Origin of the sequence: Pseudohalocynthiibacter sp. F2068 (assembly GCF_023015645.1) — a bacterium.
Taxonomy (GTDB): Bacteria; Pseudomonadota; Alphaproteobacteria; order Rhodobacterales; family Rhodobacteraceae; genus Pseudohalocynthiibacter; species Pseudohalocynthiibacter aestuariivivens.
This window is the reverse complement of the sequence record NZ_JALKAK010000002.1, coordinates 19,773-41,002: the sequence shown is the minus strand read 5'-3', so window position 1 is coordinate 41,002 and position 21,230 is coordinate 19,773. Positions and strand designations below refer to the sequence as shown.

General features: G+C 52.2%; 23 protein-coding genes. 12 read left to right on the top strand and 11 right to left on the bottom strand.

The genetic code is table 11. The annotated features are described in order from the left end of the window. Positions 1 to 13: 13 nt before the first annotated feature. The 3 genes from MWU63_RS02540 to MWU63_RS02530 are packed head-to-tail and all read right to left on the bottom strand — an operon-like array spanning position 14 to position 3,596. Positions 14 to 1,417, bottom strand: a complete 1,404-nt coding sequence (locus MWU63_RS02540) for a HAMP domain-containing sensor histidine kinase (RefSeq protein ID WP_213887254.1) — start codon at positions 1,415 to 1,417, stop codon at positions 14 to 16. A gap of 20 nt (positions 1,418 to 1,437) precedes the next feature. Next, entirely contained in the window at positions 1,438 to 2,856 is a 1,419-nt protein-coding gene (locus tag MWU63_RS02535) for an FAD-dependent oxidoreductase (RefSeq protein ID WP_213887253.1), read from the bottom strand. A 2-nt stretch (positions 2,857 to 2,858) separates the two neighbouring features. Continuing rightward, positions 2,859 to 3,596 carry a TVP38/TMEM64 family protein gene (locus MWU63_RS02530; protein WP_246531556.1) on the bottom strand — a complete coding sequence of 246 codons (738 nt, stop codon included), beginning with the start codon at positions 3,594 to 3,596 and terminating at the stop codon, positions 2,859 to 2,861. A 288-nt stretch (positions 3,597 to 3,884) separates the two neighbouring features. Between MWU63_RS02530 and rpmH the strand changes: the two genes are divergently transcribed. From rpmH to MWU63_RS02470, 12 genes are all read left to right on the top strand, one after another. Then, positions 3,885 to 4,019: a 50S ribosomal protein L34 gene (rpmH, locus tag MWU63_RS02525; RefSeq protein WP_213887252.1), complete on the top strand. Its 135-nt coding sequence runs from the start codon at positions 3,885 to 3,887 to the stop codon at positions 4,017 to 4,019. Positions 4,020 to 4,042: 23 nt separating this feature from the next. Then, positions 4,043 to 4,465: a ribonuclease P protein component gene (gene rnpA, locus MWU63_RS02520; RefSeq protein ID WP_247076868.1), complete on the top strand. Its 423-nt coding sequence runs from the start codon at positions 4,043 to 4,045 to the stop codon at positions 4,463 to 4,465. Further along, positions 4,462 to 4,701: a membrane protein insertion efficiency factor YidD gene (gene yidD, locus MWU63_RS02515; RefSeq protein ID WP_213887250.1), complete on the top strand. Its 240-nt coding sequence runs from the start codon at positions 4,462 to 4,464 to the stop codon at positions 4,699 to 4,701. The genes rnpA and yidD overlap by 4 nt, the downstream gene beginning before the upstream one ends. A gap of 124 nt (positions 4,702 to 4,825) precedes the next feature. Beyond that, positions 4,826 to 5,695: a tRNA 2-thiocytidine(32) synthetase TtcA gene (gene ttcA / locus MWU63_RS02510; RefSeq protein ID WP_213887249.1), complete on the top strand. Its 870-nt coding sequence runs from the start codon at positions 4,826 to 4,828 to the stop codon at positions 5,693 to 5,695. Between the two features lie 77 nt (positions 5,696 to 5,772). Beyond that, a complete protein-coding gene (locus tag MWU63_RS02505) occupies positions 5,773 to 7,308 on the top strand; it encodes a GGDEF domain-containing phosphodiesterase (protein WP_247076866.1) in 1,536 nt (511 codons plus the stop codon). Between the two features lie 105 nt (positions 7,309 to 7,413). Continuing rightward, the gene (gene yidC, locus MWU63_RS02500) at positions 7,414 to 9,234 is read left to right on the top strand and encodes a membrane protein insertase YidC (RefSeq protein ID WP_213887247.1); all 1,821 of its coding nucleotides are present in this window, start codon (positions 7,414 to 7,416) and stop codon (positions 9,232 to 9,234) included. A gap of 2 nt (positions 9,235 to 9,236) precedes the next feature. After that, positions 9,237 to 9,980, top strand: coding sequence for an MOSC N-terminal beta barrel domain-containing protein (locus tag MWU63_RS02495; protein ID WP_213887246.1), 744 nt, complete (start codon positions 9,237 to 9,239; stop codon positions 9,978 to 9,980). Then, positions 9,980 to 10,630, top strand: coding sequence for a ribosome biogenesis GTP-binding protein YihA/YsxC (gene yihA, locus MWU63_RS02490; RefSeq protein ID WP_213887245.1), 651 nt, complete (start codon positions 9,980 to 9,982; stop codon positions 10,628 to 10,630). The genes MWU63_RS02495 and yihA overlap by 1 nt, the downstream gene beginning before the upstream one ends. 99 nt (positions 10,631 to 10,729) lie before the next feature. Further along, positions 10,730 to 11,611 carry an acetylglutamate kinase gene (gene argB, locus MWU63_RS02485; RefSeq protein WP_246531555.1) on the top strand — a complete coding sequence of 294 codons (882 nt, stop codon included), beginning with the start codon at positions 10,730 to 10,732 and terminating at the stop codon, positions 11,609 to 11,611. A 42-nt stretch (positions 11,612 to 11,653) separates the two neighbouring features. Continuing rightward, on the top strand, positions 11,654 to 12,448 hold the full coding sequence (locus tag MWU63_RS02480; RefSeq protein ID WP_213887244.1) for a sterol desaturase family protein: 795 nt from the start codon (positions 11,654 to 11,656) through the stop codon (positions 12,446 to 12,448). Beyond that, complete coding sequence (locus MWU63_RS02475; protein ID WP_213887243.1) at positions 12,445 to 13,101, top strand: ferredoxin; 657 nt, start codon at positions 12,445 to 12,447, stop codon at positions 13,099 to 13,101. Before MWU63_RS02480 ends, MWU63_RS02475 begins: the two co-directional genes overlap by 4 nt. Further along, positions 13,098 to 13,601, top strand: coding sequence for a histidine phosphatase family protein (locus tag MWU63_RS02470; RefSeq protein WP_213887242.1), 504 nt, complete (start codon positions 13,098 to 13,100; stop codon positions 13,599 to 13,601). Before MWU63_RS02475 ends, MWU63_RS02470 begins: the two co-directional genes overlap by 4 nt. A 71-nt stretch (positions 13,602 to 13,672) precedes the next feature. On the opposite strand, the gene MWU63_RS02465 is transcribed toward MWU63_RS02470, so the two are convergent. The 8 genes from MWU63_RS02465 to crcB all read right to left on the bottom strand — a co-directional run bounded on the left by MWU63_RS02465 (position 13,673) and on the right by crcB (position 21,229). Then, on the bottom strand, positions 13,673 to 14,464 hold the full coding sequence (locus tag MWU63_RS02465) for an amino acid ABC transporter ATP-binding protein (RefSeq protein ID WP_281414271.1): 792 nt from the start codon (positions 14,462 to 14,464) through the stop codon (positions 13,673 to 13,675). Between the two features lie 12 nt (positions 14,465 to 14,476). Further along, complete coding sequence (locus MWU63_RS02460) at positions 14,477 to 15,781, bottom strand: amino acid ABC transporter permease (RefSeq protein ID WP_213887241.1); 1,305 nt, start codon at positions 15,779 to 15,781, stop codon at positions 14,477 to 14,479. A gap of 1 nt (position 15,782) precedes the next feature. After that, positions 15,783 to 17,042 carry an ABC transporter permease subunit gene (locus tag MWU63_RS02455; protein WP_213887240.1) on the bottom strand — a complete coding sequence of 420 codons (1,260 nt, stop codon included), beginning with the start codon at positions 17,040 to 17,042 and terminating at the stop codon, positions 15,783 to 15,785. Between the two features lie 133 nt (positions 17,043 to 17,175). After that, a complete protein-coding gene (locus MWU63_RS02450) occupies positions 17,176 to 18,192 on the bottom strand; it encodes an amino acid ABC transporter substrate-binding protein (RefSeq protein ID WP_213887239.1) in 1,017 nt (338 codons plus the stop codon). Between the two features lie 202 nt (positions 18,193 to 18,394). Next, positions 18,395 to 19,117, bottom strand: a complete 723-nt coding sequence (locus MWU63_RS02445; protein WP_213887238.1) for an ATP12 family protein — start codon at positions 19,115 to 19,117, stop codon at positions 18,395 to 18,397. Next, complete coding sequence (locus MWU63_RS02440; RefSeq protein ID WP_213887237.1) at positions 19,114 to 19,806, bottom strand: HAD-IA family hydrolase; 693 nt, start codon at positions 19,804 to 19,806, stop codon at positions 19,114 to 19,116. Before MWU63_RS02440 ends, MWU63_RS02445 begins: the two co-directional genes overlap by 4 nt. Beyond that, a complete protein-coding gene (locus MWU63_RS02435) occupies positions 19,803 to 20,855 on the bottom strand; it encodes an RluA family pseudouridine synthase (protein ID WP_247076864.1) in 1,053 nt (350 codons plus the stop codon). Before MWU63_RS02435 ends, MWU63_RS02440 begins: the two co-directional genes overlap by 4 nt. After that, a complete protein-coding gene (gene crcB / locus MWU63_RS02430; RefSeq protein WP_213887235.1) occupies positions 20,852 to 21,229 on the bottom strand; it encodes a fluoride efflux transporter CrcB in 378 nt (125 codons plus the stop codon). Before crcB ends, MWU63_RS02435 begins: the two co-directional genes overlap by 4 nt. Position 21,230 lies beyond the last annotated feature (1 nt).

Below are 21,230 nucleotides of genomic sequence, written 5' to 3'. Positions count from 1 at the left end.
TGCAAGAGCGAATTCACGAAGAAACTGCATCTAATGCACTGTCACCCTTTGGTATACGTATCGCAAATTTCGTTCCGGTGTGATCACTGGCCAAGAGATCAAGCCGTCCACCGTGGCCACGAGCAAGTTCTGCCGCGATGGCAAGACCGAGGCCAGTGCCGCCCTTTCGGATGCCGCCTTGAAAAGGCGTAAACAGATGCTCACGCGCTTTTGGTGGTAGCCCAGGACCGGTATCAGAAACTGTGATAAACCATTCTCCGTCATCTTCGTCCGCCTGAACAGATATCTCGCCATCTTTTCCTGTTGCAACAATCGCTTGTCGCGCGTTGCGGATGAGATTGGAAAGAACCCTATGCAACTGATCGCTATCGGCGCGCAATTCCATCCCTTCCGGAACGTCCTGGCTGAAACGTATGCCGCATTCGCCAACAGCCAGTCGTTCGCCTTCTATGACATCACGAACAATCTGGGCCACATCGATCCGTGAAAGAACCGGCGCTGGTTCTTCTGCCTTTCCAAAGGTCAGGGTGCTTTCGCAAAGGTGTACGGCACGCGAGATTGAATTGACGAGCTTTGGTGCAGACCGTTTTACCGTCGGGTCATCACTGCTTTCCAGACGGTCCACCATTAACTGCGCAACGGTTAAGATATTGCGCAGGTCATGACTTACTTTTGCAACTGCACCACCAAGTTGCGCAAGCCTGTCTTTTTGTTTCAACGACTGGGTCAGCTCCGTCTGCATGGATTGAAGCGCATTTTCGGCTTCGCGCAATTCAATGATATTTGCGCTGGGATTAATGATGGTACGCGCATCTTCTGGCGATGCCGCGTAGGATTGCATCGCTGTAACCACGCGGCGGATTGGCAAGACGAGCGTGCCCCTTACCGCCATGAACAGCAGCGACGCCGTGATTGCGGAAATCACTGCGGACAAAAGTAAAATATTGATACCATAATCAAGCATTGCAGATCTCAGCGGGCCGGATGCCATTGTTATCTCAATCAGCAAACCACCCTGCCGCACGGGCTCACCCAACACACGAATGACCCTGTCTTGTCTGTCGAGAATACGCATAAGAGCATCGCGAATAAGTTCGTAGGCACCCGCATCGCGCAAATCAAAGGTTTGAAAGACTGGTCCGGGTACTGGCGACGAAAGCATCAACTGGCGCGTATCATCACGCCGCAGTACGACGTTGAAAACGCCTGCGTTCTCCAAAAGCTCAGCCTCAAGCGCCTGATCAATCATGTCGTCTGCTAAAACGGCAAGCGACGCTATCTGCGCGCGCTCTAAACGCAAAAGCAGATAGTCCTCTCGGAACCGCGCGACCGACGGTACAAAAATCAGCACCTCAGCGAGCATGACAAACAAAATTGTCAGCAACAAGAAGCGCCCAGAGAGGGAATTAAGAACCATACCAGCCCCTCACCGCCCTTTTAAGGCAGCCACCTTTGAACAAATCTGACAATCCGTTTTACCTTCGGATTGTCAAACAGCCGCGGCGTATAATATGCCCCCGCAGCACGTTTGTTAACTTCGCCCAGCGTTGGATAAGGCGCAACCATATTCGCGACAGCACCAATCTTGAGCTTATTCGCGATGACCAGCGCCCAGACTCCGATAAGCTCTCCTGCCTGCGGCCCGGCAATCGACGCTCCAACGGGCCTTCCCTTTACAATCATTACTTTGATCAAACCCTGTGTTTTACCTTCTGCGATTGCACGGTCATTGCCAGAAAACTCAATCCGGGTCACTTCCAACAAATCGCCATGCGTTTCACGCGCCTGCGCCTCGGTCAGCCCGACCTGCGCAAGCTCTGGCTCGGTGTAAGTCGCCCAGGGAATGTGATCTACGCGCACCTTCGACGGCAGACCGAACAACATCGACTTTATTACAACTCCGGCATGATACCCGGCAACGTGCGTAAACTGGAGCGGGGATGCAACATCGCCCACTGCATAAACGCGCCGATTGGTGGTCCGAAGGCTATCGTCCACCTTGACGCCACCACGATGCGTTTCAACACCGGCAGCATCCAATTTGAGCTTTTCAAGGTTTGGCTTACGACCTACGGCCATTAACAGATGTGAGCCTTTAAAGACCCGCCCATCCTTGACCTCGACTTCAATCGCACCGACTTTGCCTCGTATTTCTGCGGCCATTGCATCTTCTGCAATCTCGATTCCTTCGGCCCTCAGGTTTTCCAACACGATCTCGGCCAGTTCAGGGTCATCCTTGCCAAGCGCTTTCATCCCCTCAATCACAGTGACCTCAGAACCAAGGCGCCGATGTGCCTGCGCCATTTCCATGCCAATCGGGCCACCGCCTATAACCAGCAAATGTTTCGGTTTCTCTCGCAACTCAAAAATTGTCTCATTGGTTTCGTAGGGAACTGAATCCAAACCTGGAATGGGAGGAACAAAGGGGGATGACCCCGTCGCGACCACAAAACGACGCGCGGTTATAACAGTGTCGCCCGCCTGAACTTCGGTTGGCGAAATAAATTGCCCATATTCCGAAATGACCTTCACACCCAGCCCTTCGAATCTTTCAACAGAATCGTGTGGCGCAATCGTGCCAATCACCTTTGCAACGTGATCTTTGGCAGCGCCATAATCGACTTTGGGTGTAATTGGTGACACGCCGTAAGGTGCCCCGGTTTCCATAGCATGCGCCGCCTTACCAGCAGCAATCAGCGCCTTTGAGGGAACACAGCCATAGTTCAGACAATCGCCACCCATTTTGTGGCCTTCTATCAGAACCACATCAGCCCCCATCTGAACCGCGCCCGATGCTATCGACAATCCACCAGAGCCTGCACCAATGATGCAGATATCCGTTTTTATACGGTTCATTTTCAATGTCCTTGTTTTTTGGATAACGCTTTGATCATGATCGGCAACGCGGCCAGCACACAAAGTCCCAGGATCGGCAACAGAACTTTAGGCTCAAAGATAATGCCAAGATCAGGCGTCTCACCCTGCTCGAACACCTCTCCTAACCCGGCACCAACTGAAGTATAGACGATACCGCCCGGGATAATTCCGAGGAAGGTTGAGATCGCGAAACGATGAAGCGGAACACCAACAAGCGCAGGCACCAGATTAGCTACAAAGAAAGGAACCGCTGGAACCAGACGGATCAGAAATAGCACCGACCACTGGTTTTCATCAATTCCGTCCTTGATCTTCTTAACAGCGCCTTCTGAGCTTTCCATTTTTGCAGCCAGTCGCTCACCCAAACCCCAACGAGCCGCCAGAAAAATGGCGATAGACCCCACGGTTGCGGCAGTTACATTGAACAAGGCTCCCGGAAACACCCCAAACAGAAAGCCACCTGTTAAGGTTGCGATCGTCGCACCGGGCAACGAGAACCCGACAATAATGATGTAAGCCCCAATGAACGCCAGTGCTGTAAGAAGGTAATTTGCGTCACGAAATGTCAAAAGCATTTCGCGGTTCTCACCCAAAGTTTCAAAGCTCAGATAGTCTCGCAGCGTAAACGCCCCGATGACCGCCACGCAAGCGATGGCAATTAACGGCAAGCGCCGCTTGAGATTTGAAGGCGGCATCGGGGTTTCGCTCATATCGGTCATCTTTTTGTAGTCCCGTCAGGGGTTTCATTGAGCACAACATGCGCTGCGAAACCATCAGACGGTAGTGTGATCACGCGTCCTTGATCAGTGGTGAAGCAATGTTTCAGTCGAGCAAAGGTTTTACACCATCACTGAAACATATATTGTGGTTCTTGGGCGAAATTGTTGCATAAAACCTTTCACCAGAGAATTGACTTATGCCATGCGACCCCCTAAAGACCGGGCTTCGAATACATTTGGTCTTCGAATCCATCCGGGATTGCAGACCTACTTTGACGGAGACGGACGATGAAACGCACTTTCCAGCCATCCAATCTGGTTCGCAAACGGCGCCACGGCTTTCGTTCGCGCATGGCGACCAAAGCTGGCCGTAAAATTTTGAACGCACGCCGCGCCAAGGGCCGGAAGGTGCTTAGCGCATAAGCGCAGCCAAAAGGCTAACGGATATGACACCGCCGGAGACACGCGCAGCAGGCCAATCGCCAATCGCTGCGGCAGGGTCCCCGGCGGTTTCCGTTTGTCTGAAGGTATTGCGCAATCGTGCGGACTTTCTTCGCGCAGCGCGCGGATTGCGCAAACCGATGCCAGGCTTTCTTCTTCAGGCGCGCAAACGGGTACCGGACGAAGCCCCGGATCACGTCATTCGCGTTGGTTATACCTGTTCCAGGAAGGTCGGAAATGCCGTTGCCCGGAACCGGGCCAAACGACGCTTGCGCGAAATCGCTCGCGTTTGCCTTACCGTATCAGGACACCCCGGATGGGATTACGTATTGGTCGGGCGCCCGATGGCGACGGCCAATCAGCCATTTGCGGACCTTTTGACTGATCTCAAAACAGCACTCGCCATCATTCACCAAAAACAAAAATGACGTTGCTCGCACATATCTTCGCCCTACCGGTGCGTGCCTACCGTTTGATCTTTTCACCCTGGGTCGGCCACAACTGTCGGTATCAGCCAACCTGCTCGGCCTATGCTTTAGAAGCGCTGGAAAAACATGGTGCCATTAAAGGCGCAATACTTACTGCCCGCCGTATTGGGCGTTGCCATCCTCTTGGCAAAGAAGGGTACGACCCGGTGCCGGACCCCGAAAACCCAGAGAAGTAGATAATAGGCCTGCAAATTGCGTCTCCCCCTTCAGGGGGATCAAGGGGGTTTTACCACTGAAAACCTTGCGGGCGTCGCCCGCGCCATTTAACACCATCCAAGTTATCCAAATCCGGTGTCCCGAATGCTTGACGACCTCGACGATATTCACCCGCTGTTTCACGGCGCGCCTTCTACGACCGAGTTCAAGAAGCTGCGCAAGCGTATCGTGCGCAATACCCGCGAAGCGATAGAGCAATACGGCATGATCGAACGTGATGCCCGTTGGCTGGTGTGCCTGTCTGGGGGCAAGGACAGCTATACATTGCTGGCCATCCTACACGAACTTCAATGGCGCGGTGTGCTTCCGGTGGAATTGCTTGCCTGCAACCTTGATCAGGGACAGCCCGGATTCCCGGCAACTGTTTTGCCGGACTTCCTTGAGGAAATGCAGGTCCCACACCGGATTGAATACCAAGACACCTATTCCGTTGTTATGGACAAAATTCCTGAAGGCCGCACCTTTTGTGCACTCTGCTCGCGCCTGCGTCGTGGCAACCTTTACCGGATCGCCCGCGAAGAAGGGTGTTCCGCTGTTGTGCTGGGCCATCATCGCGATGACATACTTGAAACGTTTTTCATGAATCTGTTTCACGGCGGTCGGCTGGCAACAATGCCGCCAAAACTGTTGAACGAAGAAGGCGATCTTTTTGTTTATCGACCACTTGCACATGTGGCCGAGGCGGATTGCGCAAAATTCTCGAATGCGATGAATTATCCCATCATCCCCTGCGATCTTTGTGGCAGTCAGGACGGTCTGCAACGTCAGCAGGTCAAACAAATACTCGATACCTGGGAAGCCAGCAGCCCCGGACGCCGTCAAGTCATGTTCCGTGCGCTGATGAACGCGCGCCCGTCGCATCTGCTTGATCCAAAACTTTTCGACTTCGAAGGGCTTCAACGCAACAAGGCAGAATTTGAAGAAAATGCTTTGCAGCCTCCTCGCCTGCGTTAACCGACAGATGAGGAACGCAACGTAAGATTCGATCCTGAACGCCGCAGATTTCGACGGTGAAAACAGGATACGAGACTATGCGGATTTCATTCGGCCCAGCTAGACAAGCTTTTTCTGACCTGTTCACTGGTTCACACACTTATGTGTTTGTCCCGGCCTTAACTTTGGGAAGCTTTTGGTTAGGAGGCGAAGCTGCGCTTGTAGGCGTTTCTCTCCTGCTTCCAGTTTTTTTCGCAGCAGCGTCAGGCTTTTCCGAACGACCAAATGAAAAGCAAACTCGACAAGACGATTTTAGCAGGCCTGCATCGCACGAAGATGTGTGTCAGGCGCTTGAAACGGCTTTCTCAGCAGCGCCAAGGACCGGTCGAACACCTGCCTGCCTCATAGTCCAACTCGATGATTTTGACGTTTTAAGAAAACGATTTGGCCTCAGAGCCTCGGAAGATATCCTCTGTCAGTCAAACAACAGAGTCCGCACTGTCCTTCGTGACAGGGATATCGTTGCCCAGGTGGAGAAAGCTCGCTTCGTCATTGCTCTGGCACCTGTTCAGCGCGCGGATTTGGAAGCGCTCCTTCAAATTTCTGGGCGCATCCAGTCTGCGATTGCCGAGCCATTACTCATAGACGCCGCGACCATTTACCTGTCTGCGAGCATTGGGTTTTGTATCGCGGGCGACGCACCCGAAAAAACCAGTGAATCACTGCTTGAAGCTGCGGATGATGCGCTCGCTGAAGCGCGGCTAAATGCAAACGGTGCGATCCGGGCCTATTCGCATGAAATGCGGAACAAAGCGCGTTTTCCCAATGTCATGAGTGACAATGTTGAATGCGCGCTTGAAAACGGTCAAATTCAAGCTTGGTTCCAACCACAACTCTCGACCGATACAGGACGGATCACTGGTTTTGAGGCACTGGCACGGTGGTGCCATCCGGAACGTGGTGTAATTTCCCCTACGGACTTCTTACCTGCAATCGAAAACTCAGGTCTTTCTGAACGCCTGAACGAGGTAATGCTTTTCCATGCCCTGACGGCTTTGAAATCATGGGATGAGGCAGAATTAAATATCCCGTCTGTTGCGGTTAATTTTTCCAGCCAGGAACTTCGCAACCCCAAATTCGTTGATAAAATTAAGTGGGAACTCGATCGATTTGATCTGGCGCCAGAACGCCTCTCGGTCGAGATTCTGGAAACTGTCGTCGCTGGCCCGGGCGACGATACGGTCTCGCGCAATCTGACAACTCTGGCAAATCTCGGATGCGGGATCGACCTTGATGATTTTGGGACGGGTCACGCTTCGATTTTGAACATTCGTCGTTTCGCTGTCGGGCGCATTAAGATCGACAGATCCTTCATCACCCATGTTGATAAAGATCAAAGTCAGCAAAGAATGGTTTCGGCCATCCTGTCCTTAGCTGAACGGCTGGAACTGGAGACTTTGGCCGAAGGTGTCGAGACGATCGGCGAACATGCAATGCTATCGCAACTTGGCTGCAGCCACGTTCAGGGGTTTGCTGTTGCGCGACCCATGTCATTTGAAGACTCGCTACCCTGGATAGAAAGACAATTGGCAAAACTATCCGCGCCACCACGGTTTGGCCGTTACATCGGCTGAAAGATCGTTCGAAAAGGGTTGTTTTTACTGAAAACCGCTTGACCTTTTCCCCCTCAGTCTGTTCAACCTCCGTGACCTAAATTCAGGACAGGCGGGCGGTCCCACATGGACGAACAGAACAGAAATCTTATTCTTGCAATCGCGCTGAGCGGACTAGTTATGCTGGTCTGGCTCACTTTCTTTGCGCCAGAACCACCTGTAACCGATCCAAACGCTGAACCTGCCACTACAGCGACAACGGAAGGCACCTCTGACACGGCCACCCCCGGCGTCGCACCTCCTGCCGCTTCCGACAACGTTGCGTTGGCTGCACCTTCGCCCGATGCGACAGCCCCTGAAGCCCCGCGTGTTACCATCGACACCCCCCGCCTGAGCGGATCAATCTCCTTGCTGGGTGGCAGAATCGATGACCTAGCGCTTTCAGACTATCGAGAAACGCTCGATTCCGATTCCGAAGGCGTGACCCTGCTTAAGCCGACAACCGAAGAAAACGCTTACTATGCATTGTTCGGCTGGACACCCGCTGGCGCGAGCAGCACCGAACTGCCAAACCACCTGACAATCTGGAACGTAGAGTCCGGCGCAACGTTAACACCTGAAACTCCGGTCACGCTCATCTGGAACAACGGTAGTGGCCTAGTTTTTCGCCGCAGTATTTCGGTTGACGAGAACTTTATGTTTTCAGTTACGCAATCAGTCGAAAACACTTCAGGTGAAGCTGTTCGCATTCGTCCATATGGGCAACTTGTACGTCATACCGAACCAGACAACCTCAAGGGATTTTTCATTATCCACGAAGGTGCCATTCGGATGGCAGACGGCAAGCTCGCTGAAACAGACTATGACGACATTGTTGATTTAGATGTTGACCCGCGTGAAGCCGCTGCTGCCCAAATAACAGAAGTTGCGGAAAACGGCTGGGTCGGATTCACCGATCACTATTGGATGACAACCCTGATCCCGAATGCCGGACAACCCTTTACAGCCGTCGAGAAACACATCGGAACTGCGGACATCTACCTGTCAGAAGTGCGTCACGCCTCGTTAACGGTGGAACCCGGTGCAATCCAGTCTGTTGAAACCAAGCTCTTTGCGGGTGCAAAAGAATGGGAAACAATTCGCAACTACCAAGATAATGGCGGCATAACTGGCTTCCTCGATTCCATTGACTGGGGATGGTTCTTTTTCCTGACCAAACCGATTTTCTTTGTTCTGCACTGGTTAAACAGTTTCATTGGTAACATGGGTTGGTCGATCATCGGTCTGACGCTTATCATCAAAGCAATCCTGTTTCCACTGGCCTATAAATCCTATGTCTCTATGGCACGGATGAAAGAGTTGCAGCCTGAAATGGCGGCCCTGAAAGAACGAGCCGGTGACGACAAACAAAAGCTTCAGCAGGAGATGATGAAGCTTTACAAAGAGAAGAAGGTGAACCCAGCCGCAGGGTGTTTGCCAATTCTCATGCAAATTCCGATCTTCTTTTCACTCTACAAAGTGATTTTTGTCACGATTGAGCTGCGTCATGCTGAATGGATTGGCTGGATCAAGGACCTTTCGGCACCTGATCCGTCGTCGATCCTGAACCTTTTTGGGTTACTACCCTATGCAACGCCGGAACCCGGATCAATCTTTGCAATCGTTTCACTTGGCGTATTGCCAATTTTGCTTGGTATTTCGATGTGGTTGCAGCAAAAACTGAACCCGGCCCCAACAGATGCGACGCAGGCAGCCATTTTTGCCTGGATGCCTTGGGTGTTCATGTTCATGCTCGGCAGCTTCGCCTCTGGCCTTGTGATCTACTGGATTGCGAACAACACGATTACCTTCACCCAACAGTATTTGATCATGCGTAGCCAGGGATATAAACCCGATGTGTTTGGTAACATCAAAGGCACCTTTAAACGCAATAAGCCCGAGGCTTAGGTATGACCAAGGTCGCCCACATCTGGCGCCATCCCATCAAATCACATGGGACCGAAACGCTTGATAGTGTTGAGCTGGATGCTGGCCGCACGATGCCCTGGGACCGACGCTGGGCCATCGCGCATGACGCATCTAAAGCTGACGATGCCGAATGGGCGCCCTGCGTGAATTTTACGATAGGTTCCAAGGCGCCAAAACTGATGGCTATCAAGGCACGGGCGAATGAAGAAACTGGCCTCGTTACACTGAACCACCCAGGCCTTCCGCCGTTCACATTCAACCCCGACACGGACAGCGAGGCGTTTCTTGATTGGGTAAAGCCGCTTGTCCCACCAAACCGCGCCCAATCGGCACGCGTGGTACGTGTTCCGGGCCGGGGTATGACTGATACCGACTTTCCCTCGATCTCAATCGCCAATCTCGCGTCTCACTCGCAGGTCGCAAAGCAATTGGACCAAGAGATTTCGCCACTTCGCTGGCGTGCAAACATCTGGCTTGAGGGGCTCAAACCCTGGGAAGAGTTTGAATGGCTGGGTCAACGGTTTCGGGTTGGAACTGCAGAATTCGAAATTAGAGAACGTATTAAACGATGCCTGGCGACCACCGCGAACCCGGAAACCGGGGAACGTGATGCAGATACGCTTGGCGCGTTGAATGCAGGCTGGGGTCATCAGGATTTCGGTGTCTATGCAGAAGTTGTCACGCCGGGCCGAATTGCGCTTGGTGACAATGCGGAGCTGATTTGATGGAGCTTGGATTCCCCATTGCGAAAGAACCCGAACACCAGGATGTTGAAGCCGGGCGCCTCCTGTTTGCTGGAGAGACCGAATTCATCAAAGGCGTTGTCGCGATGGACGGCCTGCCCCCGGCCGACAGGTTAGAGGTGTGTTTTGCGGGTCGTTCGAATGTTGGAAAATCCAGCCTGATCAACGCATTGACCGGACGAAAGGGGCTTGCACGCGCCTCAAACACTCCGGGGCGCACCCAGGAAATCAACTATTTCACTGCTGGCGACGAACTCTACCTTGTCGATCTGCCGGGCTATGGGTACGCCAACGCACCACTGCCAGTTGTGGAAAAATGGCAAAGGCTGCTCAAGTCCTACTTAGCTGGGCGCCAGACCTTAAGGCGGGCATTCGTTCTGATCGATGCGCGACATGGCGTAAAAAAAGTCGACGAAGAGATTTTGTCTCTGCTTGACCGCGCCGCTGTGACGTTTCAGGTTGTTCTGACCAAAACGGACAAGGTTAAAGGTGCTGATCGCACAAAAGTATTGGCGCAAGTACGTCAGGCACTGAGCAAACATCCGGCGGCTTATCCCGAACTGGTCCTGACCTCTTCCGAAAAAGGCGAAGGAATACCCATGCTACGTGCCATAATCGCGACGCTTGAATAGCAGAACCAAAAATCTTTGAAGATTTTTTGCAAGAATTTTCAAAAATTCTTGCCCCAGGTACAGACCTTGCATCAAGAAGGCCTGAAAAGGGACAAAGACATGAAGAAGCAAACTGCCATGAACCGAGATTGGATCGCTACAGCCCGCACCCTTTCTGAGGCGTTACCGTATCTGCAACGTTATGACGACGCAATTGTTGTGATCAAATTTGGCGGCAATGCCATGGGTGACGATGATGAAATGGACGGCTTCGCGCGGGATATCGTGCTCATGCAGCAGGTCGGCGTGAACCCTGTCATCGTGCATGGCGGCGGCCCGATGATTAATGAAATGCTGGAAAAACTCGGCATTCAGTCAGAATTCGTAAATGGTAAACGCGTTACAGATGCCGCGACGGTTGAAGTCGTTGAAATGGTTCTGTCGGGCCGGGTTAACAAGCGGATCGTACAGGCGATAAACCGGCAGGGCGGCAAAGCTGTTGGCCTATCCGGTAAGGATGCCAATCTGATGATCTGTGACCAGACGAACCCTGATCTCGGTTTTGTCGGAACACCTGCTGAAATGAATCCAAACGTTTTGCACACGTTATTTGGTGCCGATACTATCCCGGTCATCGCGCCGCTGGGGGCTGGTCGTAACGGTGAGACCTACAATGTGAATGGCGATACCGCAGCCGGTGCAATTGCTGCGTCGCTCAAGGCGGATCGACTTTTGCTTCTTACAGATGTCGCCGGCGTTAAAAATGCCGAAGGTGATGTCATGACAGAGATCACACCTGATCAGATACGCCAAATGACAGCGGAAGGAATAATTGCGGGCGGTATGATACCGAAGACCGAAACTGCGCTGGTTGCAATTGAAGGCGGCGTGCGGGCTGTTGTTATACTCGATGGTCGCGCACCCAATGCTTGTTTGCTGGAGCTTTTTACTGAACATGGCGCAGGGTCTATCATCCGAGGTACGGGTAATCCGGTAACCTGAATTTCAGTTGCCTTCCGAAGAATAAGCCGCTTAGTTCACCGCATGGAAAACGAAGCCGTAATACGCCTTTCGATCTTTATCGGACTGTTTGCAGTTTTCGCGACACTGGAAGCGCTTTGGCCACGCCGTGAGCGAAGCGTGACTCGTCAAAAACGCTGGCTGACCAACTGGGCAATCACCTTCCTTGACGCAGTCACCTTGCGAATTCTTGCGCTTGCTATGCCCCTGCTTGCGGTTGGCGCCGCGATTGATGCAAATGCGCAGGGGTGGGGTTTGTTAAACCAACTTGGCTGGCCAATTTGGCTGGAAACCGTTCTTGCCATATTGTTCTTTGATTTTGCAATTTGGGCGCAACATCTAATCACCCATAAAATTCCGCTGCTTTGGCGGTTCCACCGGGTGCATCATTCTGACCGCGATATCGACGTAACAACAGCTGTCCGCTTTCACCCTGTGGAGATCGCCTTTTCCATGTTGTTAAAGATTGGACTGGTTTATTTGCTAGGGCCTTCTGCGCTTGCAATTGTGTTGTTCGAAATCCTGCTAAACGGCACCGCGATGTTTAACCACGCAAATCTTTCGCTTCCGTTGCCGGTTGATCGGGTGTTGCGTCGCATTCTTGTGACACCTGATATGCATCGTATTCACCATTCAGTTCACCGTGCGGAACACGACAGTAACTATGGTTTTGCTCTTTCGATCTGGGATCAGTTGTTTGGGACCTATATCGCACAGCCTAAGGCAGGGCATACCAAAATGACCATAGGGCTTGAATGGCAAGATGATCGCCCTGCACAATTGGGGTGGAGCCTTAAGCTTCCCTTCCTGCGCAAATGACGTATGAGACGCTCCTGAAGGCAGCACAGACGCGCCATCTCGACATTTTTGGGGCATTCCACCCGGAAGATGAAGACCTCACACCAAGCGGCACAAAAACACTTTTACTGTTGGGACCGCACGAACCGGGTTTCTGGCCTCATGTGTCAACCCAGTCAGAATTTTCTGACGGTTTGCCAGACCCGTTGGACCTTTGGTCAAAGCGTATAGTTGACGACTGGGCCAGAGCACTTGGCGCTACGCCAGTTTACCCATCAGATGGGCCACCCTATCCGCCGTTTATTCGCTGGGCACTTCGTTCCAAGCGCGCATGGTCATCACCAGTAGCAATGTTGGTTCATGATCGTGCCGGGTTGTTCGTTTCTTACCGTGCAGCAATCGCTCTGCCGCAGCGTATCGCCTTACCAGACCAGAGTTCGGTAAACCCCTGCGAGACCTGTGATACGAAGCCCTGCGTTACCGCCTGCCCCGTCTCCGCGATCACAGAAGACCAGTACGACGTTCCGGCCTGCAAGACATTTCTCGATACTGCAGAGGGAAAAGACTGTCGATTTTATGGATGCGCCGTCCGGCGCGCTTGTCCAATCAGCACAACTTATGGCAGGTTAGCGGAACAATCTGCCTTTCACATGGACGCCTTTCACCCACAATGACACTACGCCTAATCCTGATCCGACATGCAAAATCCAGTTGGGATGACCCACTGCTGGATGACCACGACCGCACTCTGGACGAAAGAGGCAGAATATCTGCCGATGCAATCGGGAAATGGCTTTCAGACAAGCACTATTTGCCAGATGCCATGCTTTGTTCTACCGCAAGACGCACCGTTGAGACCTGGAAAATTCTTTCTTCTCATCTGGAAGACGACGCAATCATTGAAATCAGCTCTGCGCTTTATCTTGCCTCCGCACATCAAATGCTAAATTTGCTTTCAAAACGACGTGAGACGACCGTTTTGATGCTTGGTCACAATCCTGGAACTGGTTCTCTAGCTGCCGGGTTGGTCTCCAGACGCCCGGCACATGCGCAATTTGACAAGTACCCAACTGCAGCAACTTCAATAATCGATTTCAATGTCTCGAGTTGGAACGCCGTTATCCCCGGAAGCGGAGAACTTGTTGATTTTGTCGTGCCTCGCGACCTCGTTTAGAAATAGATGCACCTCTAAATAAAAAACCCCGGTCAAGTGACCAGGGTTTTTCGTGATGTCAGATTTAAACTCTAGTGCCCGAGAATCTGGCTCAGGAAGAGTTTTGTACGGTCTGATTTCGGGTTGTTGAAGAACTCTTCTGGTTCATTCTGTTCAACAATCTGGCCTTGGTCCATAAAGATAACCCGGTTAGCCACCTGTCGGGCAAAGCCCATTTCGTGCGTAACACACAACATGGTCATACCTTCTTCTGCAAGCTCGATCATGGTGTCGAGCACCTCTTTGATCATCTCAGGGTCAAGCGCAGAGGTCGGTTCATCAAACAGCATGATCCGCGGCTTCATGCAGAGACTGCGTGCAATCGCAACGCGCTGTTGCTGACCACCTGAAAGCTGACCGGGGAACTTGTCGGCCTGCTCTGGGATTTTCACCTTTTCAAGAAAGTGCATCGCGATTTCTTCGGCTTCTTTTTTGGGCGTTTTACGAACCCAGATCGGTGCCAGCGTACAATTTTCAAGAATGCTCAGATGCGGGAAGAGATTGAAGTGTTGAAAACACATACCAACTTCAGATCTGATCTTATCAATGTTTTTAAGATCCGATGTCAGCTCAGTCCCATCAACGATGATATCGCCCTGCTGGTGTTCTTCCAGCCTGTTGATACAGCGGATCAGCGTTGATTTTCCAGAACCCGAAGGCCCCGCAATAACGATCCGCTCGCCTTCATTTACGGTCAGGTTAATGTCCCGCAACACGTGGAACGCCCCGTACCACTTGTTCATATTGGTGATTTGAACAGCGATGTGGTCAGAAACTGACATTTTGCTGCGATCGGCTTCGCGTTTTTGTGCAAGTTCAGACATTTGTGAACTCCCTTACTGATGGCCAGTTTGAAGCTTGCGCTCCAGGTACATGGAATAACGAGACATTGAGAAGCAGAAGATAAAGAATATAAGCGCCAGGAAACCATAAAGCTCCCAAACGATACCATTCCAATTCGAATCTGCCCGAATACCTGCGAGCAAACCTAGTGGGTCAAGCAAGGCGATGATCGAAACCAAAGTTGTATCCTTGAAAACACCGATAAAGGTACTCACGATCCCGGGAATCGAAATTTTCAGCGCTTGCGGCATAATGATCAGCCTCTGCGCTTTCCAATAATCAAGTCCCAAGGCATCTGCGGCCTCGTATTGCCCGGTTGGAAGGGCTGCAAGCCCGCCCCGAACAACCTCTGCCATATAGGCTGCTGCGAACAGCGTAACCATGATCAGCACCCGAAGGATGATGTCAAAGTTGGTACCCGGTGGCAAAAAGATATTCAGCAATGTTGAAGCCACAAACAACAAAGTAATCAGCGGCACGCCACGAATGAACTCGATAAAGCCGACACATAGCGCCTTAACAATCAACAGATCAGACTGCCGACCTAGCGCCAGGACGATCCCCAAAGGCAGTGAACCAAAGATTGCAACGACCCCAATGGTAATCGACAACATGAAGCCACCGAATTTGCGGCTTTCTACTGCTTCGATACCAAGTGGTATGATGCTCTCCAAAGAACTCGCAAAAAGACTCGCAAGTGCGATCCACCAGAGAACCGGAACTGCTGCTGCAGCGATAACGCCGGCTAGGCTACCCAAAATAGGTGTGATCACCCGATAGGCAACGTAGCCCAATACAAACCCCAGTATTGCCGAAATCGGAACCCAGATCGATCCGCCCCATAGCAACCATGCCCCAAAGAATGGGAAGATGGCTGTGAACCAGATCAGTTTCTTTGGCACATACTCGGCAAACAATACTGGTCCGAGCGCAACAAACAATGAAAAGAATGCCAGTATCGGGCGCCAATAAAGTTCTGAAGGATAAAACCCAAAGAACAACTGAATCCAGCGTTCCCTAATCACCGCCCAACACGCGCCTTCGTGATGCTCTCCGTAAGCGGCAGCAATCGCCTCGCGGCACTCGTGCAGCGAACCAGCCGACCAGGAAGACATGAACATCCAGGGTAAAATCTTGGACAATACAAAGTAAATCACCAGCATCGATAACACCGTAGCTATCGAGTTGAACCAACCTGTGAACAGGTTGTGTCGTATCCAGCCGACAAAGCCCACCGTCGTTGCTGGCGGTGCCTGCTCCGGAAGCATTTCGGTGCGTACAAATGAAACTTCAGACATCTTATCGCTCCCTCAGCTTAACAGAATTGTTATACCAGTTCATTACCATCGAGATGCTCAATGAAATGGTCAGGTAAACAAGCATTCCCAACAGAACCGTCTCAAGTTCGCGGCCTGTTTGGTTGAGCGTTATGCCCATCAAAGTGCCGGTGAGATCCATGTAGCCCACCGCAATAGCGAGCGAGGAGTTTTTGGTCAGGTTCAGATAATTAGAAATGAGCGGCGGAATGATCACACGCAGCGCTTGCGGCAGGATCACAAGGTTCATCGTGCGGCTGGGACGCAACCCTAACGCTGATGCAGCCTCTGTTTGCCCTTTACTAATTGCAAGGATACCAGCCCGTACGATCTCGGCAATAAAGGCCGCTGTATAAAGCGACAACGCAAGCCAAAGTGCGATGAGAGAGTTTCGCAGATGCGTACCACCGGTAAAGTTAAATCCTTTGAGCTCAGGATATCCAAGGTGGAAACCGAGCACATATAAAAGGATCGCCATCGGTATAACGATAACGCCAAGCCTGGCATACCAGGTCGTCGGTCTGACGCCCGTTGCGGCTTGTATCTGATCGGCGCGCTTTTTGATCAAGCCAGAAATCACCAATGAAGCACCCAAAAGTGCAAGAATGGCCATTAGATCAAGGCTGACTTCAAATGCGTCGTTGAAAACCGACACATCTCCAATTCCGCTCGAAAACAGAGGTTCGGGAATGTAGACACCGCGGTTTGTGATAGCAACACTGTCACCAAGTTTCATCGTTGCAATCGCGTCTTCGCCTCTGAAGTCTTTGGGTTGCGGCAATGTTTCGGTAATGATCGCCATTGCGAACACGATCCACAACAGAACAGGGACATTACGAAAACTTTCGACGTAAATCGTCATCAAACGTGCGATGATCCAGTTTTTGGAAAGCCGCAGTACACCGATTGTCACGCCCAGTACTGTGGCCGTGATACATCCAAGCACCGCCACGACAAGCGTGTTCATTAAGCCGATTACGGCTGCGCGGATATGAGGACTCTGAGAATTGTAATCCAACAATCTCTGGTTGATGTCATAGCCAGCTGGTTCCCACAAAAACCCAAAACTTGGTTCTTTCCCGAGTTCGGCCAGGTTGTTTGCGGTATTGCTGATAAGCCAGCCAATCGCGATAAGGAAGCCTATCAGTGCCACGACTTGTATCGTCATGGACCGATAGCGGGTGTCGTAAATCAGCATAGATAGCCGAAACGACTCCTTAGGAGGGTCGGTCAGTGTTGTCATAGAAGACATCCCCGTAAGCCTTGGTTGTTTTTTTTGGCGCATTTGCTGCGCTCGTTAAGCCCAAGGCGTTATTGTTTTATTTTACTTATAGAGCGCAAAAGGCGCGGCCGAGGCCGCGCCTTTCAATTTTCTCTTAGCGGAATGGAGGCGAGTAAAGCAAACCGCCATCAGTCCATTGTGCGTTCAGTCCGCGTGACAGACCAATCGGGGTATTTTCGCCGATGTTCCGTTCGAACAATTCGGCGTAGTTACCACCAGCTGCGATGGCATTTTTTGCCCAATCAGCAGACAGACCCAGCATTTCACCCAAGTTACCTTCGGTGCCCAGAAGACGATTAATCTCTGGATTGTTGGTTCCTGCGGACATCTCACCGATGTTTGCGGATGTTACACCCAGCTCTTCAGCTGAAATCAGCGCATTCAAAGACCAACGCACGATATCGCCCCATTCGTTGTCGCCGTGGCGAACGAGTGGTCCGAGTGGCTCTTTCGAAATAATCTCGGGCAGCAAAACGTGGTCGTCCGGACTTTCAAAAGTTGCACGTGTTGCAGCAAGGCCAGATGCGTCTGTGGTGTAAGTGTCACAAGCGCCAGCCAGATATTGTTGCTGGCCTTCTGCATTGGTTTCGATCGGAACTGGCTCGTAGCTGATACCATTAGCGCGGAAGAAATCCGCTAGGTTCAACTCGGTTGTGGTGCCGGTTTGGATACAAACCGTGGCACCGTCCAGTTCTTTAGCCGAAGTCACACCCAGCGCAGTCGGAACCATGAAGCCTTGGCCGTCATAGTAGTTGACACCAACGAAGTCGAACTTCAGGTCAACGTCACGGCTGAAAGTCCAGGTCGTGTTGCGGGCGAGCATATCGATTTCGCCGGAGGCGAGCGCGGTGAAGCGAGTTTTACCAGTGGTTGGCACAAACTCTACAGCAGTTGGATCACCAAAGACCGCGGCTGCGACGGCGCGGCAAACGCCTACGTCAAAGCCGTCCCATTCACCGTTTGCATCTGGCACAGCGAAGCCCGCCACCCCAGTGGTAACACCACAGTTTAGCTTGCCACGTGCTTTAACGTCGTCGAGCGTACCGGCGAAGACACCGCCGGCAGCAATACCGGCGACGGTCAGGGCGCCAAGAAATACGGATTTTTTCATGTTTACCTCTTCCTGATAGTCCGCTCATTTCAGAGCGGTTATTCCAGCTTCGTCAAAAGCCGGAGGCGATACATAGGGGTTAATCCCCCCTAAGTGCATAAAGTTAGGCCAAATATGGGAGCCAAGGTCAAGGGGTTGTACGTATATTAACGTTACGTGAACTACGTTTCACGCCGACAATAACCCTGTTTGACAAGCGAAATCATAGATAGTTTCGGTCAGAGGACAAAAAATGGAATTTTGCGGCATTATGGAAGGAGAGGCGTTTAAGTTCTGCTGTTTCGCTCGCTTCGTCATCTTTGCCCCATTGCTCTTCCTGCCACGATTCGTCGATTCGTGCCCTGAACCAAAGCTCGTCAACGGAAAGAAATTTCTTTGATACGGCAAGTCCGACAATCAGAGAGCCAGTGATTGAGACGAGGTCGTGAAAACCCGCAAGTTGAAACGGCGTCATCGCGTGAACCAGACCATTGAGTGTGTGAATACTCTTCTCCGGCTGTGGCACGTAGACGACCCCGGTTGTTGTTTTCAGCGCAACCCCAAGCTCCTCCTCAGACCACTTTAGAACCGGGTCCCATGCCTCTGCCTGACGCGCGACAAGCTCTACCGGCGCAGCCGCCCGGTAACACAAAAGATCCGTCCCCCCATAATCAGCGATCAAAGCAGCGACCTCGGCATGCTGCGGCATAATTTTGTCGATCGCAGAATTTGCCGCTCTGGTCAGCGGCATTGTTTCAGGTTGAATGCTTTCGACCTGAGCCTCCCATTCTTCGGCAACGGCTTCCGCCAACATACGTGTTGGCATACAAAGGGTGACCTTGGATGGTGTTTTTACAGAGCGGTTATCCAAACGAATTTCAAAACCGTCTGGCGTTTCAGCAACGGAAACTGTTTTCCAGAATCGCTTCTTCTTCCATTCGCTCATAGATGCGTTCCCCACAGCGAAAAGAGCACCTCGGGCAGTACTCTGAAATCATCGATAATCTGATCTGCACCGCCAGCACACAAACGCGCCCGGTCGTGGTAACCCCAACTGACCCCTATGGTATGAAACCCAGCCGCGCGGCCCATTTCAATATCAAACTCTGTGTCCCCGATCATAACTGAATGCTCGGCCTGTACGCCTGTATCGGACAAACAAGTATGCAACATCGACGGATGCGGTTTTGACGGGTGATGATCGGCAACCTGTTGGGTCACAAAAACGTCCTGCAATGCGTGGCTTTCCAAAAGGTGGTCCAGACCACGCCGCGACTTTCCGGTCGCAATGCCCATCAATATACCGGGGGCAGAGCTTAGCCTTGCAATCATCTCGCGGACATATGGGTAAAGCGGCGCATGTGCCTGGGCCCCACCATTCTGTCGCGTGGTCATGAAAGAATGCTTGTATCCATTGACCAACTCAGCCTGCGCCGCGTCACTTAGGTCTGGAGCAAGCGTTGCCATCGCGACCGGTAAAGACAAACCAACAATGCTCAATACTTCGGACCGAGAGGGCATGGGATAGTCTAACGCCTGAAACGCAGCACACATCGCAGCAAGTATTTGCTGTTGGCTGTCGACAAGTGTTCCGTCGACATCAAATACGACCAAACGCAGCGGATCGTCCGTCAAAACTCGTCCTCAAAAGGGTCTTCGGGAACGTCGGCAGGTGACCATCCAAGTGTCTCCCATGTACGCTCCATATGCTCGGGCAAAGGTGCGGTAATGTTCAGTGCCGCACCGCTGACGGGATGTTGAATGCGCAACGACCTGGCGTGCAAATGCAACTTGCGGCTTATCTCGCCGCCCAGCTGTGCTCCCCAACCATCACCAAGGTTTTCCTGCCCTGAGCCACCATATTTTCCGTCACCAATGATCGGATGCCCGATCTCAGCCATATGCGCCCTAAGTTGGTGGGTGCGCCCCGTTATCGGCACCAAGGCGACCCAGCACACGCGTCCTCCGAGATTTGAAAGAATAGCATAGTCTGTCGTGGCGCGTTTCGCCCCCTCCACGCGCTCAACTTCGCTTGGGTGCACACACATCATCTTTTCTGCTTCACCATGCCCACCGTGCCCTGACGCCTTCACAAGACCATAGCGGATCGATCCCTGCCGTGGCATCGGTGCCCCAGCGACTGCAGCCCAGTAAATCTTACGTGTTTCACGTGATCGAAATGCGCTTGTCAGTGCCGAAGCGACAGCTCGGGTGCGCGCCAAAAGCAATACACCGGAGGTATCTTTATCAAGCCGGTGCACAAGCCGTGGCTTTTCCTCGTATCCAAAGCGCAGCGCCTCGGCCAAACCGTCGACGTGGCGGGTTTGTTTGCTTCCGCCCTGTGTGGCAAGCCCGGGCGGTTTGTTCAGCGCGATGACATGATCGTCGCGATATATCACACAAGACTGTATAAGCTTGGCATCTTCATCTGAAACCGTCGAACGGGGTGGCTTCGCCTGAGAGCTGATCTCGTTCGCATCCGGCAACGGCGGGATACGAACGCTTTGGCCCTGCGCGAGACGCGTCGCAGGTTTAACCCGGCCACCATCAACCCTGATGTCACCTTTCCGGCACATCTTTTCGATCCGACCCTGTGCAATATGCGGGAACGTCCGGCGAAACCAACGATCCAGCCGTTGGTCGGCATCATCTGCTCCAATCTCAAGTATTTGAACGCGGCTCATGCCAAAATCCCCCGTGCAACCATGACACCAAGCGCAATACCCGATAGCGTCAGTACAAGCGTTCCTGCAACATAAAGTGCAGCGGTCCCCACCTGTCCCCTTTCAAACAACGTAAGCGCGTCGAGAGAAAATGCCGAGAAGGTTGTGTAACCCCCTAAAACACCCGTCATCAAAAACGGCGCTAATCGGTTGTCGCCTTTCGTTGCGAGCATAACAATCAGCACTCCCATAAGGAACGAGCCAACGACGTTCACAACCAGCGTTCCCCAGGGAAAGCCATGGCCAAATAAACGCAGCGCTGCCACACCAGTTAGGTATCTGCCAGAAGCGCCGATCGCGCCACCCAGAGCAACTTGTAAAACGGTCCAGATCATG

Excerpts from the sequence above, each read along its gene's own strand:
- MWU63_RS02540 (WP_213887254.1), bottom strand. The coding sequence starts at position 1,417 with ATGGTTCTTAATTCCCTCTCTGGGCGCTTCTTGTTGCTGACAATTTTG.
- MWU63_RS02535 (WP_213887253.1), bottom strand. The coding sequence starts at position 2,856 with ATGAACCGTATAAAAACGGATATCTGCATCATTGGTGCAGGCTCTGGT.
- MWU63_RS02530 (WP_246531556.1), bottom strand. The coding sequence starts at position 3,596 with ATGACCGATATGAGCGAAACCCCGATGCCGCCTTCAAATCTCAAGCGG.
- rpmH (WP_213887252.1), top strand. The coding sequence starts at position 3,885 with ATGAAACGCACTTTCCAGCCATCCAATCTGGTTCGCAAACGGCGCCAC.
- rnpA (WP_247076868.1), top strand. The coding sequence starts at position 4,043 with ATGACACCGCCGGAGACACGCGCAGCAGGCCAATCGCCAATCGCTGCG.
- yidD (WP_213887250.1), top strand. The coding sequence starts at position 4,462 with ATGACGTTGCTCGCACATATCTTCGCCCTACCGGTGCGTGCCTACCGT.
- ttcA (WP_213887249.1), top strand. The coding sequence starts at position 4,826 with ATGCTTGACGACCTCGACGATATTCACCCGCTGTTTCACGGCGCGCCT.
- MWU63_RS02505 (WP_247076866.1), top strand. The coding sequence starts at position 5,773 with ATGCGGATTTCATTCGGCCCAGCTAGACAAGCTTTTTCTGACCTGTTC.
- yidC (WP_213887247.1), top strand. The coding sequence starts at position 7,414 with ATGGACGAACAGAACAGAAATCTTATTCTTGCAATCGCGCTGAGCGGA.
- MWU63_RS02495 (WP_213887246.1), top strand. The coding sequence starts at position 9,237 with ATGACCAAGGTCGCCCACATCTGGCGCCATCCCATCAAATCACATGGG.
- yihA (WP_213887245.1), top strand. The coding sequence starts at position 9,980 with ATGGAGCTTGGATTCCCCATTGCGAAAGAACCCGAACACCAGGATGTT.
- argB (WP_246531555.1), top strand. The coding sequence starts at position 10,730 with ATGAAGAAGCAAACTGCCATGAACCGAGATTGGATCGCTACAGCCCGC.
- MWU63_RS02480 (WP_213887244.1), top strand. The coding sequence starts at position 11,654 with ATGGAAAACGAAGCCGTAATACGCCTTTCGATCTTTATCGGACTGTTT.
- MWU63_RS02475 (WP_213887243.1), top strand. The coding sequence starts at position 12,445 with ATGACGTATGAGACGCTCCTGAAGGCAGCACAGACGCGCCATCTCGAC.
- MWU63_RS02470 (WP_213887242.1), top strand. The coding sequence starts at position 13,098 with ATGACACTACGCCTAATCCTGATCCGACATGCAAAATCCAGTTGGGAT.
- MWU63_RS02465 (WP_281414271.1), bottom strand. The coding sequence starts at position 14,464 with ATGTCTGAACTTGCACAAAAACGCGAAGCCGATCGCAGCAAAATGTCA.
- MWU63_RS02460 (WP_213887241.1), bottom strand. The coding sequence starts at position 15,781 with ATGTCTGAAGTTTCATTTGTACGCACCGAAATGCTTCCGGAGCAGGCA.
- MWU63_RS02455 (WP_213887240.1), bottom strand. The coding sequence starts at position 17,042 with ATGACAACACTGACCGACCCTCCTAAGGAGTCGTTTCGGCTATCTATG.
- MWU63_RS02450 (WP_213887239.1), bottom strand. The coding sequence starts at position 18,192 with ATGAAAAAATCCGTATTTCTTGGCGCCCTGACCGTCGCCGGTATTGCT.
- MWU63_RS02445 (WP_213887238.1), bottom strand. The coding sequence starts at position 19,117 with ATGAGCGAATGGAAGAAGAAGCGATTCTGGAAAACAGTTTCCGTTGCT.
- MWU63_RS02435 (WP_247076864.1), bottom strand. The coding sequence starts at position 20,855 with ATGAGCCGCGTTCAAATACTTGAGATTGGAGCAGATGATGCCGACCAA.
- crcB (WP_213887235.1), bottom strand. The coding sequence starts at position 21,229 with ATGATCTGGACCGTTTTACAAGTTGCTCTGGGTGGCGCGATCGGCGCT.